At 60.1% G+C, this 13,543-nt stretch carries 14 protein-coding genes; 7 read left to right on the top strand and 7 right to left on the bottom strand.

Going from position 1 to position 13,543, the window contains the following annotated elements; translation table 11 throughout:
- Positions 1-29 precede the first annotated feature (29 nt).
- Positions 30-1,847, top strand: coding sequence for an ATP-binding cassette domain-containing protein (locus HNQ65_RS23015; RefSeq protein WP_184343496.1), 1,818 nt, complete (start codon positions 30-32; stop codon positions 1,845-1,847).
- A 15-nt stretch (positions 1,848-1,862) separates the two neighbouring features.
- Here HNQ65_RS23015 and HNQ65_RS23010 read toward each other — a convergent pair whose 3' ends face one another.
- Positions 1,863-3,233 (bottom strand): NCS2 family permease, encoded by a 1,371-nt coding sequence (locus HNQ65_RS23010; RefSeq protein WP_184343494.1) that lies wholly within the window; start codon positions 3,231-3,233, stop codon positions 1,863-1,865.
- 108 nt (positions 3,234-3,341) lie between these two features.
- Between HNQ65_RS23010 and HNQ65_RS23005 the strand changes: the two genes are divergently transcribed.
- Complete coding sequence (locus HNQ65_RS23005) at positions 3,342-5,276, top strand: sulfatase (protein ID WP_184343492.1); 1,935 nt, start codon at positions 3,342-3,344, stop codon at positions 5,274-5,276.
- Positions 5,277-5,306: 30 nt separating this feature from the next.
- Positions 5,307-5,603 carry a Dabb family protein gene (locus tag HNQ65_RS23000; protein WP_184343490.1) on the top strand — a complete coding sequence of 99 codons (297 nt, stop codon included), beginning with the start codon at positions 5,307-5,309 and terminating at the stop codon, positions 5,601-5,603.
- A gap of 88 nt (positions 5,604-5,691) precedes the next feature.
- On the opposite strand, the gene HNQ65_RS22995 is transcribed toward HNQ65_RS23000, so the two are convergent.
- From HNQ65_RS22995 to HNQ65_RS22975, 5 genes are all read right to left on the bottom strand, one after another.
- Entirely contained in the window at positions 5,692-6,000 is a 309-nt protein-coding gene (locus HNQ65_RS22995) for an SWIB/MDM2 domain-containing protein (RefSeq protein WP_184343488.1), read from the bottom strand.
- 274 nt (positions 6,001-6,274) lie between these two features.
- Positions 6,275-6,952 (bottom strand): response regulator, encoded by a 678-nt coding sequence (locus tag HNQ65_RS22990; RefSeq protein ID WP_184343486.1) that lies wholly within the window; start codon positions 6,950-6,952, stop codon positions 6,275-6,277.
- Positions 6,919-7,989: a sensor histidine kinase gene (locus HNQ65_RS22985; RefSeq protein WP_184343484.1), complete on the bottom strand. Its 1,071-nt coding sequence runs from the start codon at positions 7,987-7,989 to the stop codon at positions 6,919-6,921. The genes HNQ65_RS22990 and HNQ65_RS22985 overlap by 34 nt, the downstream gene beginning before the upstream one ends.
- Positions 7,990-8,000: 11 nt before the next feature.
- The gene (locus HNQ65_RS22980) at positions 8,001-8,906 is read right to left on the bottom strand and encodes a universal stress protein (RefSeq protein WP_184343483.1); all 906 of its coding nucleotides are present in this window, start codon (positions 8,904-8,906) and stop codon (positions 8,001-8,003) included.
- Positions 8,907-8,996: 90 nt separating this feature from the next.
- A complete protein-coding gene (locus HNQ65_RS22975) occupies positions 8,997-9,455 on the bottom strand; it encodes a hypothetical protein (RefSeq protein ID WP_184343481.1) in 459 nt (152 codons plus the stop codon).
- Positions 9,456-9,548: 93 nt separating this feature from the next.
- On the opposite strand from HNQ65_RS22975, the gene HNQ65_RS22970 reads away from it, so the two are divergent.
- The 4 genes from HNQ65_RS22970 to HNQ65_RS22955 all read left to right on the top strand — a co-directional run bounded on the left by HNQ65_RS22970 (position 9,549) and on the right by HNQ65_RS22955 (position 12,252).
- Positions 9,549-10,862: an outer membrane protein assembly factor BamB family protein gene (locus tag HNQ65_RS22970; protein ID WP_184343479.1), complete on the top strand. Its 1,314-nt coding sequence runs from the start codon at positions 9,549-9,551 to the stop codon at positions 10,860-10,862.
- Between the two features lie 192 nt (positions 10,863-11,054).
- On the top strand, positions 11,055-11,408 hold the full coding sequence (locus HNQ65_RS22965; protein WP_246438591.1) for a hypothetical protein: 354 nt from the start codon (positions 11,055-11,057) through the stop codon (positions 11,406-11,408).
- Positions 11,409-11,520: 112 nt separating this feature from the next.
- Positions 11,521-11,895 carry an NADH-quinone oxidoreductase subunit A gene (locus HNQ65_RS22960; protein ID WP_184343477.1) on the top strand — a complete coding sequence of 125 codons (375 nt, stop codon included), beginning with the start codon at positions 11,521-11,523 and terminating at the stop codon, positions 11,893-11,895.
- 39 nt (positions 11,896-11,934) lie between these two features.
- Positions 11,935-12,252 (top strand): Dabb family protein, encoded by a 318-nt coding sequence (locus HNQ65_RS22955; RefSeq protein WP_184343475.1) that lies wholly within the window; start codon positions 11,935-11,937, stop codon positions 12,250-12,252.
- A gap of 210 nt (positions 12,253-12,462) precedes the next feature.
- On the opposite strand, the gene HNQ65_RS22950 is transcribed toward HNQ65_RS22955, so the two are convergent.
- Positions 12,463-13,542, bottom strand: a complete 1,080-nt coding sequence (locus tag HNQ65_RS22950) for a lipocalin-like domain-containing protein (RefSeq protein WP_184343473.1) — start codon at positions 13,540-13,542, stop codon at positions 12,463-12,465.
- Position 13,543 lies beyond the last annotated feature (1 nt).

Here is a 13,543-nt window from a genome sequence, read left to right as displayed (position 1 = left end):
GCCTAGTGTCAGTCACTTATTTAACCTGCATGCTCAAAGCACACAACGTTTGTCTTGAAGTCGATGGCCCGCCGGACTCGGAAAACAACAGCACTGTGCACCTGCTTCGGGAGGTCAGCTTCAATATCCCTCCGGCCCATCTTGTCGCCATCGTGGGGCCTTCCGGCTGCGGCAAGACCACCATGCTTAAGGTCATCACCGGCATCCATCAGCAGACATCCGGAGATCTGCTCTGGGATGGCAGGGATCTCAGTGACGAGGAGGATCTCCACCCCGGAGACCTCGGCTACGTCCCTCAGTTCAGCTTGGCTTATGATCTCCTGACCGTGGAGGAAAGCATCGGTAGCGCCATGGCCATGCGCACCCAGCTGGCCCAGACCGAGGACTTCATTCCTGCCCTCGACCACATCCTGGAGGTCACCGGTCTCTCCCAGCTCTCAGACCGTCAGGTCAGGGTCCTCTCCGGCGGTCAGAAGCGCCGTCTCGGTCTCGCGCTTGAGCTTGTTACCGACCCCTGCTTGCTCCTCTGCGACGAAGTCACCAGCGGCCTGGACCCCAAATCAGAACGCGAAATCACAGACCTCCTTCGCGTCCTCTCCAGGAGCCACCCCAAGCGCGTCGTCATCAACGTCACCCACAGCCTCGCCAGCCTGGATGCCTACGACAGCGTCATGGTCATGTACCAGGGAGTGCTGACCTACCACGGCCCGCCCGGTGCCATGCTGCACTACTTTGCCGTGGAGCATCCGGAAGAGATTTACCTCAAGCTCACGGAGCGCAAAGCCGGAGACTGGCATGAGTCTTGGGCAAAGCACCGCGACGCCTACTACAGCAGCCACGGCTTCGACGGCAAACCCACGGAGCCGGCGGAGGAGAGGGCCAGAAAAAGCAGCGGCCCTTCCAAGACCTATGTTCGTGAAAGCCGCTCCGTGGCTTTGCCTGAGCAGGCTCCTTCGGCAGAGCCCCAGGAGATTCACCCGGTCGAGATGCCCTCCATGCTCACACAGCTCTTTGAGCTGCTTCGCCGCCGCATCACCATCTTCCGCAGGGACAAGGCCCAGGTCTGGATGCACCTCGCCATGCTCGTCGGTTTCCCTCTGCTGGTCGTCATTTTTGCGCTCGATGGCATCAAGCCGCTGCGTGCCCTCTCAACTTATCAAGATTCAAACATCGAACAGGAGTTCCGGCAGCAGGGGCAGCACAAGGAAGAGCAGTCCAAGGCAGGCGGCCTTGTCTCCGGTCTCGTCATGCTGCAGGTCGTGCTGGTCACGCTCATGGCCAGCAACAACGCCGCCCGCGAGATCGCCTCGGAGCGCCTCATCCTTGAACGTGAAAAGCTCGGCGGTTTGCACCCCTTCGCCTACATCGGCAGCAAGGTCATCTTCCTCGGCATGTTCGTCCTCGCCCAGAGTTTATGGATGGGCTTCTTCGTGGACATGGTCACCGGCGGATTGCCCGGCGACTTGATCACCAAGCTCATTCTGCTCGTCCTCGCCTCAGCGGCCATGACCAGTGTCTGTCTCGGCATCTCCGCTCTCAGCAAGACACCGGAAAAGGCCACCATCCTCTGCATCTACCTCGTCGGCTTCCAGCTCCCTCTCTCAGGTGCTGTCCTTACCCTCCCCGACTGGCTGGAAAACTGGGTCCAGCCTCTCGTCGTCGCTTTCTGGAGCTGGAGCGGCAGCCTCAGCAGCATGCGCAGCACCGCCTTCTACGATGCCGTAAAGCAGGTCACCGACACCGACATCATCAACCCCGCCATCGCCGGCTTCGTCCTATTCGTCCACGTGCTGGTCGGCCTCGGCATGTGCTTCATCGGTGTGCAGCGCAGCCAGTGGGATTCATGATCGGAGCCTCCTGCTTCAGTGTGGCAGCCCAACTCCGTAGTACGCCGCGCATAGCAGCGCCAGCGCCACCGTGCCCGCGTTCAGCTCTTTTCCCCGCCCCGCCGCCAGCTTCAGCACCGGATGCACCACCAGCCCGGCCGTCAGCCCGTTGGCAATGTTATAGGTAAAGAGCATCATCACGATCGTCACAAAGGCTGGCACCCATTCTGTCAGGTCATCAAAATCGATCCGCCTCACCGAGCCAGTCATCAGCACCCCCACCGCAATCAACGCCGGGCCATACGCAAACCGCAGCTGCTGCAGCGGCTCAATCAGCGGAATGAAAAACAGCGACACCACAAACAGCCCCGCCGTTACCACCGCAGCCAGTCCCGTTCGTGCTCCGGCACTGATCCCTGTAGCTGACTCGATGTACGCCCCGCTCGTCGAAGTCCCCACCAGGCCGCTGAAGAGGCACGTCAGCGCATCCACCAGCATCGGCTTTTCCACCTCAGGGAAATTGCCCTTCTCATCCAGCATGCCGGCTGCAGCTCCCAGCCCGGTCAGCGTACCCAGCGTGTCGAGAAAACTCATCAGCAGCAGTGTCAGCAGCACTGGCAGGAAAGTCAGCTTCAGCACACCGGCCACATCCAGCTTAAAAGCGATCCTGCTCAGATCATACTCACCCGTAAACGGCATCGCTGTCACTGCCTTGGGCGCATGACCAAAGCCCAGTGCCACGCCGACCACCGCTGCACCCACGATGCCCAGCAGCAGCGCCCCTCGCACCTTGCGGATCATGAGCAAAGTCATCAGCAAAAAGCCTCCCATCGCCAGCAGCACCTGCGGATCACGCAGATTCCCGATCTTCACCGGCACCGCCGGAGCCACTAGCAGCCCCCGCGCATCCGCCTGCAGGGCCTGCGCTGGCATCCCAGACACAAAGCTCGTCACCATCCCCGTTTCATAGAGACCAATGAAGGCCAGAAACAAACCAATCCCCACTGCAAAGCTGTGCTTCAGCCCCACCGGCACGGCGTTCGCCAGCCAGCCGCGCACCCCCAGCAGCGTGATGATCAAAAACAGCACCCCGCTCACAAACACCGCCCCCAGCCGCTGCTCCCATCCGATCCCCAGCGCCACAAGGCCAAACGCAATGAACGCATTCTCTCCCATGTAGGGCGCCACCGCGATCGGCCGGTTAGCGATCAATCCCATCAGCGCACATCCCACCGCCGCCGTCAGGATCGTCGCCACCGTGCTCGGCCCCGTCGGAATGCCCGCAAACGACAGGATCGCAGGATTCACCACCATGATGTACGCCATGGTGATGAATGTAGTCACCCCGCCCACAATCTCGGTGCGCACCGAAGAACCATGTTCACGCAGCTTGAAATAGTCGCTCATGCTGGTGTGCAGAGGAGCGCGAAAGCCCCACCCCGCAAATTCATTCCGCGCAGATCATCCGCCATTTCCACGAAATGATCCCGCTTCCGACATCGTTCTCCGCGCACCATGAAATGCATCCTGGCCCTGCTCCTGTCATCGTTCGCCATCGTTCACTCCGCCTCGGCGGCCAGGCCAAACGTCGTCCTCTTCCTTGTCGATGACATGGGCTGGATGGACTGCGGTGTTCAGGGATCGAAGTACTACGAAACCCCCAACATCGACAAGTTTGCCACGCGTGCCATGCGCTTCACCAGCGCCTACTCGCAGCCTCTCTGCTCCCCCACGCGCGGCAGCATTCTCAGCGGCCAGTACAGCGCTCGCCACGGCATCACCACCGCCAGCGGTCACCAGCCTCCTCAACCTGCGGGTCACGTCTTTATGCGTGAAACCGCCCCGGCCAATGCCCCCATGCTTCTGCCGGAGAGTAAAAACTACCTGGAGCCCGCTCAGATCACCCTGGCAGAAACTCTCAAGGGCGCGGGCTATCGCACCGCCCACATCGGCAAATGGCACCTCGGACTCACCCAGCCTCACTGGCCCGAGCAGCAGGGCTTTGATGTCGCCTTTCACTGCCATCCCGACCCCGGCCCACCCGGCGAGTACTTCTCCCCTTATGGCGTCACCGCCGAGGGCAATCCCACCTCCAAAAACCGCGTCGGCACCATCACCGATGGTCCGCAGGGCGAGTACATTGTTGACCGCCAGGCGGCGGAGGCTGTGAAGTTCATCTCATCCAGCAAAGACACCCCTTTCTTCCTCAATCTCTGGTGCTACGGCGTCCACGGCCCCTGGGGCCACAAGGAAGAGTACACCAAAGACTTCGCCGCCAAAAAAGATCCCAGTGGACGGCAGGGAAATCCCATCATGGCCTCCATGCTCAGAAGCGTGGATGAATGTTTCGGCCGCATCCTTGCCGAACTCGAAAACCAGGGCATCGCCGACAACACCATCGTCATCTTCACCTCCGACAACGGCGGCAACACCCACAGCAACGTCCCTGGCAGCGGAAAGACCGAAGCAGCCGAGAAGAACAAAAGCGCTTTCCTCACTGACTGGCGCAAGTGGGCCGGCAACCAGCCCCCCACCATGAACACCCCTCTACGCGATGGCAAAGGCACCCTCTATGAAGGCGGCACCCGTGTCCCCCTCATGTGGTCATGGGCAGGCAAGATCAAGCCCGGCACCAATAGCGAAGCCGTCGTCGGCCCCATCGATATTTATCCTACCGTCATTGATCTCCTCGGCATCGCCAAGCCCGCGCAGCAGACCATCGACGGAGTGAGCTACGCCAATGTCCTCAAAGGAGAGAGTGTCCTCAAACGCCAGGCCTACTTCAATTACCACCCGCACGCCGGAGCCAACCGCGCAGGCGGGGTCTGGGTTCGCAGTGGCGACTTCAAGCTGCTGCGCTGGTTTGGCAATCCCAACACACACGAGCTCTACAACCTTCGCGATGACCTCGGCGAAACTCACGATCTCGCCTCACAGATGCCGGACAAAGTGAAGGAGCTCGATGCCCTCATCGACGGCTTTCTCAAAGACACCGGCGCTACCTATCCCCGCCCCAATCCAGCTTACAAACCCGTTGCCTCCACTAACCCCCCTGCCGCCAAGACCGACCCGCTCGATGCTTGGAAGGAGCGCCAGTGCAAAGCCACCGTCAGCGCCGGCATCATCACATTCAAAGGCACCGGCCAGCCTGGCACCGCCTTTCTCGGTCATGGTATGGCCAAACTCACCGGCCCCGCCACAGTCACGTTGCGCATTCGCAGCACGCAGGGAGGCGCAGCAAAAATCGACTCCCTGCCGCACACCTCCTCAGAGCCCAGTGTTATCCACTCCACCCCATTCGAGGTCAAAGCCGGAGACTGGCAGCAGCTAAAAGTCCCCCTGAAAGACGAAGGCCCTCTCGGCACACTTCGTCTCTATCTTCCGGATTCCGAGATCGACTTCATCGAAGTCGCTCCCTTGAAAGGAAAGCCCCAGCGTTGGGACTTTTGACATCACGCCTGTCCCATCCATCCTTCGGCCATGATCCGCCACACCGTAGCCTTCCGCCTCAAACACCCTCTCGGCTCTGCCGCTGAAGGAGACTTCCTCCGTGCAGCCTGCGCACTCGCCCAAATCTCCGGAGTGCAAAATTTCGAGTGCCTCCGCCAGACCAGCCCCAAGAACAGCTTCACCTTCGGCCTCTCCATGGAGTTTGCAGACGAGGCAGCTTACACCTTCTACAGCAGCCACCCGGATCACACAGCCTTCGTCCAGACTCGCTGGATCCCCGAAGTCGCCGAATTCATGGAGCTCGACTACGTCGCGCACGTTCCCTGATCACTAAACACCGGTGCGCCACACAAACAAAAAAAGCGCCGCGCCTGGTGTCACCCCGGCGCGGCGTCATGGAATGCAGGATCTCAGATTAGGAGATGTGCTTGGAGACCAGCTTGGTCATCTCAAACATCGTCACCGTCTTCTTGCCGCCGAACACCGCCTTCAATGCGTCATCAGCATTGATGTTGCGCTTGTTCTTCGCGTCCTGGAGACCGTTCTTCTTGATGTAGTCCCACAGCTTTTTCGTGATCTGACCACGAGGAGCAGCTTTGTTACCGACGACGGCTCCGAGAACCGCATCAGGCTGCACCGGCTTCATGAGAGCAGGATTGGGTTTCCGTTTTGCTTTGGCAGCCTTCTTGGCTGCTGGTTTTGCTTTGGTTGCTTTCTTGGCCATAGTGTTGTTGGCGGCTGTTGCCGTGTGAAGAGGTTATGAGAGCGCCCTGCGGAGCGTCAACGCAAATTTAATCAATATTTGTGGTTGTTTCCCTTCGTAAAACCGCTCCATGCCCAGTGCCATTCCTGGACGCAGGCGGGCTTTCACAAAGCATTCACCTCACTCCATCACACCCGCTGCGGCCCGTTCCGGCGCACCGTGTTCCTTCTCTCAAAAAACGAATCAGTCATGCTTGGATCGCATGACTCTCAGATCATCCGCCGCCTTCTGCATGCTACAGCTTCGCCTGGCTCTCCACCCACTGCACCGCATAGCGCACCAGCGCTGCACCATCGGTCATGCTCAGCTTCTCCTTGATGTGCGCACGGTGGGCTTCCACCGTCCTCGCGCTGATGCTCAGCTGCGCGGCGATGAGCTTCGTTGCCACACCTTTTCCGATCATCGTCAGGATCTCCAGTTCACGGTCCGTCAGTGAATCCATGCCCGTCGCTTTCGATCTCGCCGCCCCGGTTACCTGCTCCAGCATTCGGGCGTTGAGAGATTCGCTCACATACAGCCCGCCGCCCAGCACCTTGTGAATGGCGGTTACGAGCTGGTCCGCAGCCTCCTCCTTCATCACATAGCCTCGTGCTCCGGCGCGCAGGGCGCGCTCACCATACATCGTCTCATCATGCATGGAGAGCACCAGGCACTGCGTCGCAGCATGCATCGCCCGGATGTCCTTCACCAGTTCCAGCCCGTTCTTGTCCGGCAGCGTCAGGTCGATCACCGCCAGGTCCGGCTTCAGCTTGCCCACCACCTCCAGCCCTTCCCTTGCATTGCCTGCTTCTCCGATCACATCCAGTCCATCTTCGGCACGGATGAGCTGCGCCAGCCCATGCCGCATGATCGGGTGGTCATCCACGAGGATGACACGCTTCACTGATTTTTCGCTGGTGCGGGTACGCTGCATATGACCTGGGTGCCGCCGCCGGTGCGCGGCTCGATTTTGAGTGTGCCTCCTATCATTTGAGCGCGATGATTCATGGTCAAGAGCCCCATGCCGGTTCCTTTCGAGGCCAGATCAGGAATCCCCACCCCGTTGTCACGTACCGTGAGCACAATATTCCCGCTCTGCCTCGCCAGATGAATGTCCACGCGGTTCGCCTGCCCGTGCTTCACCGCATTGGATACCGCCTCCTGCGAAATGCGGAAAAGCTGCACAGACATCTTGTTGTCCGCCACCTGCACCGGATTGTCATAGCGGAAATCACACTCGATCTCATACGCACGCGCGGTGCTTTCAGCCAGTTCCTCCAGCGCCGCCATCAGTCCGCCGGAGTCCAGCACCACCGGCATCAGCCCGCGCGAGGTCTCACGCGCACGCGTGTTCGCCTTGCTCACAAGCTGCACGATCTCCGCCAGATTCTCCGCCTCGGGGCATCCCGACTTGGCCAGGTTTTTTTGCGCCACCTTCGCCAGGCACCCGATCGCCGCCAGCTGCTGGCACAGGTCATCGTGAATGTCCTGCCCGATCCTCGCCTGCTCCTCCTCGCTGATGTGCAGCAGCTTGTCCTCCAGCTCTTTTCGGTCGGTCAGATCTCGGATGATGCCCGTAAAAATACGCCGCCCGGTTGGCAGCACAGCCTCGCCCACGGAGAGGTCGATGGGAAACACAGAGCCGTCTTTCCTCTGCGCCACCGCCTCTCGCCCGATGCCGATGATCCTTTTCACTCCTGTCTCCAGGTAGTTCTTCACGTACCGGTCATGCCGCGACCGGTACGGCTGCGGCATCAGCATGCTGATGTTCCGGCCGATCATCTCTTCGCGCTTGTAGCCAAACAGCCGCTCCGTCGCGCTGTTCACCGTCTCGATAAAGCAGTTCTCGTCGATCGTGATGATCGCGTTCACCGCCGTCTCCACGATCGCGCTTGAGATCTGTTCGCTCGCCTGCAGCGCCGCCTGCAGCTCGGCGATGCTGGGATCTTCAGGCGCGGCTTTTTTCTTCATGGCTGAAAAGGTCAATCAGGAGAAATCACAAAACCATCAGGCTTCACCGCCAGGATCGAGCACGGCACGTGCTGAACGATCTTTTCCGCAGTCGTGCCGATCAGCATCTCCCGCAGTCCGGTTTTTCCGCTGGTTCCTAGCACCACCAGAGACGCATGCGTCTCGCTCACGTGGTCCAGGATCGCCTCGCGGATGTTCACGCGTTCCGTCACATGCTGAGCCACACTCACACCTTCACCCTCACGGGTCAGCGGCTCCAGAAATGCTGCCAGTTCCTTGCGCCAGTTGTCCACCGCCTGCGGGTCATACGTGGCCGGCAGAGAGGGCGCAAAGCCGCCGTAGTCTAGAGACATCGCCAGCGCGCTCTGAAACACATGCAGGCAGTCCAGCTCACCGCTGTCCTGCTGCGCCACATGCAGCGCGCACTGCACCGCCTTGGCGGAGTTTTCGGAAAAATCCACACACGCCACGATCTTCTTAAAGGGCCCCTGTGCATCCTCCCTCACCACCAGCACATCCACCGGAGCCTTTCGCACACATTTCGCGGCGATCACTCCGATTCGGTGCGGCTCATTGCGCGATCCTTTAGCCCCCATCACCAGCAGGTCGGCGCTGTGCGCGCGGCACGCCTCCACCAGCTCGGTAAATGGCGTGCCGATCCGCACCTCCGCATTCACGGCGCTGCTGACCTCCGCATCCGCCACAAACTTCTTCAGCCGCTCCAGCCAATCCGCCCGCACGGTCGCCTGGTCGGTGGCCAGCGCGTTCTTCAGCTCATGCACGAGAAATTCGTCCATCACATGGACGACGGTGATGGCCGCTCCATCGAGGGAGGCGCGGCGCGCCGCTTCGCGCAGGGCGGCCCTGCAGCAGTCGGTGAAATCAATGGCGGCGATGACGTGGTGCAGCTTTTTCATGGCAGTCTTTGGGTTGAAGTTATTTCACCATATTCATGCTTCGCGGGCAATGCCGCTCTCGGCTTGCGGCATGCTGGGCCGGGCTTGCGCCTACAGCCCCGCTTCTTCCTGGGCCTGCTCCACGGCGGCCTCCAGTGTCCAGAGCGTCTTGTCAAAGCTCTTCTGACGCGCACGGAACTGCGCATCGTCAGCGATGCCGCTGAGCGTTTCCATCTCCTTCACCGCAAAGGCGTGGTGCTGCTCCAGCGCGCTCACTCGCGTCTTAAAGTAGTCTCGCCCGCCCTGGTCTTTGAGAACATCGATGTCTGCCTTCCACCCGGTCAGCGCTGCTCCCGCCTGCTTCAGATATTCTTCACGGCTGGTCGTCAGTCGCTCTTTGGCTTTCTTATACCACTCCCGTCCCTTCACTTCGCTCTGCTCCTTCACTTTCGCGAATTCATTCTTGAGCTTCTCCGCTGCACGGCGCAGTTGCTCGTTGAGGCTGTCTTCAGCATGGAGCGCACTCAGGCTTAGACTCAGGGTTAGGCAGGTGAGAAGGGCTTTTTTCATGGTCAGTCGGGGATACAGCTGGATGCTGCACAGCAATCATGCTCTTGTCCATCGGCGAAAGAATTTCCCTTCTGCGCCGTCAACTTCAGGCTCATGATCCGCACGCCAGCCCTCTCCGCCCTTTCCCTCGCCCTGCTGTCCGTTCTTGCGAACGCCCAGCCTGCCACCAAGCCTGTGTTCTGGCCGGCCAAAGGCGGCCCCGCTCAGGACAACATCGTCCCCGCAGTCGAGGTGGCTCGCATCCCGCTGGAGTGGGACAGCACCACCGGCAAAAACATCATCTGGCGCACCGAGCTTCAGGACCAGGGCCACTCCTCCCCCGTCATCGGCGGCGACATGATCTGGTTCACCTCCGCCACCACAGACGGCACCAAACAGTACGTCTATGGCATTGATCGCCAGAGCGGCAAGATCATCCATCACAAGCTGGTCTTCGAAAACACCTCCCCCGAGGATCTCGGCAATCCCATGAACAACTACGCCGCCCCCTCCCCCGTTTTGGAGGAGGACGCGCTCTATGTCCACTTTGGCACCTACGGCACCGCCCGCCTCGACCCCGCCACCGGCGAAAAAGTCTGGGAGCGCCGCGACATCAATGTGCGCCACTTCCGCGGCCCCGGCTCCTCCCCCATCATCTTTGGCGATCTGATCATCCTCACCTTCGACGGCATCGATCAGCAGTTCGTCACCGCCCTCGACAAAAAGACCGGCAAGAGCGTCTGGAAAACCTCCCGCACCACCGACTACGGAGATCTCGACAAAGAAGGCAAGCCCACCCGTGATGGAGACATGCGCAAAGCCTACCACACCCCAGGCGTGTTCGAAATCGGCGGCAGGCAGGTCCTCGTCTCCATCGGCTCCCGCGCCGCCTTCGGTTATGATGTCACCACCGGCAAGGAGCTCTGGACCATCCGCCACGGCGGCTTCAATGCCGCCATCCCCCCCCTTCGCCTCGGAGACATGCTCATCCTCAACACCGGCTCCGAGCGCGCCCACACCGTCTGCGTCCGCATCGACGACAAGATGACCGGCGACATCACCGAAAGCCACGTGCTCTGGGATCGCGAAAAGCGCAATGCCAGCGAGGCCTCACTCGTCATCGTCAATGGCACCCTTTACCAGATCACCCGTGGCGGCATCGTCAGCGCCGTGGATGTCAAATCCGGCAAAGACCTCTGGGACGACCGCCTGGCCGGCAAGCACGTCCCCGCACCCCTTGCCTTTGGCGACAAGCTGCTCTTCTCCAATGATCGCGGAGAAAGCTTCATCGTACGCGCCTCTCCCGAAAAATTCGAGGTCCTCGGCCAGAACCTGCTTGGTGAATCCATCTCGGCATCCCCAGCTATCGCCGATGGCGCGCTCTACATTCGCAGCAGCGGGGCAATTTACAAGATTGCCAAGAAATAACCGACGCCGCATAGGCATTTAAACCACCGTAATTTAGCCATGCCTTGTAAATACAAATTAAGGCATGGTATTGCGCTATAACGAGGCCAGCTGAGGCTTTCTATCAATCCTTATGCGTCATAGGAGAAAAAGCCTCCACCGCACATAAAAGCGTCGCGAACACGACTGTCCTGTGCTAGGCTAAAGGTCCATATGCCTACCACTACACCGACACGCAAGACACGTTTCTCTCGCCGGGTACCTGATCATGTCACTGACGAGCTGGTTAATGTCCTCTCAAAGCCTGAGACTTATGAGTTCAACACGTTGTTTGGCTTGGTTTATGACAATCTCAAGCTGAAAAATGCAGTGAGTGGTGGTGAAGAAATGCTCCGTCTGCGTTCCTACGAGAAGCTGCAGAATCTCGTCAGCCGTGGCCTCTGTGCCAAAGTGGGCAAGACCTACCGTGGCCTTGACGGTCTGCGCGCTGCGCACAATGCAGCCATCGCCGCCCGTAGCGCCGCCGTCGTGGCCCGCACTTCGGCTGCCGCTGCCGCTCGTGCTTGATCGCATCTGGGTTTCCTTTCGGGCCGCTCTGCCACGTGCAGGGCGGCCCTTTTTGTTTCCGGGTTTGACGCTGCACCAGCTCTTGCTACCCATTCCCCAACATTTCCCCCACATGTTTGAGAATTACATCCCCGTCCTGCTTCAGATCGTCCTTGCCGGTGGCTTTGCAGTCGTGACCCTCATCGCTTCCGCGCTCCTCGGCAAATCCGCCAAGCGCAACGCCATCAAGGACTCCGCCTACGAGTGCGGTATGCTTCCTGTGGGGGACAGCCAGCCGCGATTCAGCGTGAAGTTCTACATCGTAGCCATGCTCTTCGTCCTCTTCGACATCGAGGTCGTCTTCCTCTACCCTTGGTCCATCGTTTACAAGGACTACCTCGCCGCCTTTGGCCCCTCCATTCTCGCCGTGGCTTCCGGCTTCGTCGCTGTGCTCTTGGTTGCCTTCGTTTACGCCTGGAAAAAAGGCGTGCTCGACTGGAAATCCTAGTCTGTCTGACCTGCACGGGCCGCCGCTTCATCCGCCTCCATGATCGCCTACCTCAGCCTGTTTCAGCTCAAGCCCCAGGTCGATGAGGAAAAGCTGGAGACCATGATGTCCCAGACCCGCGTCATGCTCCTTCGCGTGCCCGAGGTGCTCACCGTCAAAACCGGCAAGCGCGTCAACAACTCAGACCCCTATCCCTGGTTCGTTTACATCGAGGTCGAGAGCATGGACAAGCTCGCCATCTGCCAGGATGACCCCCACTACATCAAATTCCGCGAGGAAGTCCTCAAGCCCAACATCTCCGAGCAGGAATCCACTGCCTTCGAGATGGAGCCCCGCAAGGACGTCAAATACTCCTGACCAGTCTGTCTCTTGAGCAGACCAGCGCCGCAGCAGTGTATTTTGATCCCGGAGGGATCACAGCCGGTAGCCAGGGGTAAGCTCGCGTAGCGAGCGCCACCCCTGGATAGGAGCGCCCCCTCAGGGAAGCAAACCCAAAACTTTCTCCACAATCCGCGCCCTCCAGTAGCGTCTCATCGTCACACCGCCGCAGTACTCCCCGCCCCGCCCTCACTCCACCTTCGGTGCCAGATACCCCGTCAGATCCCCCGCATACCCAGCCAGCTCCAGAAACGCCCTGCCAGCGCTCTGCCCCTGCGCATCCACCACATCACACGCCCCCTCCCAATACGGCAGCCGCGTGATGCCCCCGTCCTGCTCCTGATCCATCGCCAGTGGCCTCAGTTCAAAGGACTCCCCTTCAAAACGCACCCTCACCCGGTTGGGATACTCCGCCCCGTTGCGCGGGCTCTTCCACGTGCCCAGCACCTCCCATGAGAAGGCATCTCTCGCCAGATGCCTCACCTTGCCATCCTTGCCCACCACCGCCAGCGTCGAGGCCGGGTCCGCCGTGCCATCCTTCCGCCGCATGCGGTAAACCATGATCTCACGCCCGTCTTTGAGCTGCAGCGCGCCCCAGTCCCAGCCGACCTGTCCTTCGTCTAGCTGGCTGCTGCTAAACTCATGATCCATCCACGCCTCGCCGCTCACCGCATGCTCCGTCGCCCCCAGTTTCACCATGCCGTTGGTCTTCAGACGCGGCCACGTCAGGTAGTGGCTCGCTGCTGACTCCGATACCCCTTTGCGCGAGACACCGTCTTTCCCAAACACCACCAGCGGCTTCACCACTTCCAACTCCAGTTGCATCACAACCTCATGCTTCACGGTTGCTGCAATTTGAATGCGCTGCGTCTGCTCATCCATTTTGAGTGACCAGTTCCCATTCCGCACCTCCAGCGCTGTCTCAGACGCCTCAGCATCCCACCCTTCCCGATTCAGCCGTTCCTCATGAATAAAGTTTCCTGTGGCCGCATCCAGCAGCGCAGCATGCGCCAGGTGCAGATGCAGCGTGCGTCCATCCTCGCGCCGCGCCTGCCGGAAAAACGTCACCTGAAATCCAAACCGCCGACCGTCCTTCCCGTCCAGATGCCCGGTCACATACCACCACTCGGTACGAAAATTCGGATGGCTCCCATGATCACGCGGAAACACAAATTCTCTTCCCGCCCTCGGCAGTTCAAAACCGTCCGCCGTCGTCTGCGCGTGCAGCACGCTTGTCAGGATCAAGGTCAGTAAAAAGAAGAGCTTCATG

The organism is Prosthecobacter vanneervenii, from assembly GCF_014203095.1.
GTDB lineage: Bacteria > Verrucomicrobiota > Verrucomicrobiia > Verrucomicrobiales > Verrucomicrobiaceae > Prosthecobacter > Prosthecobacter vanneervenii.
The sequence above is the reverse complement of the archived record's forward strand: the minus strand, read 5'-3'. Positions and strand labels throughout refer to the sequence as shown.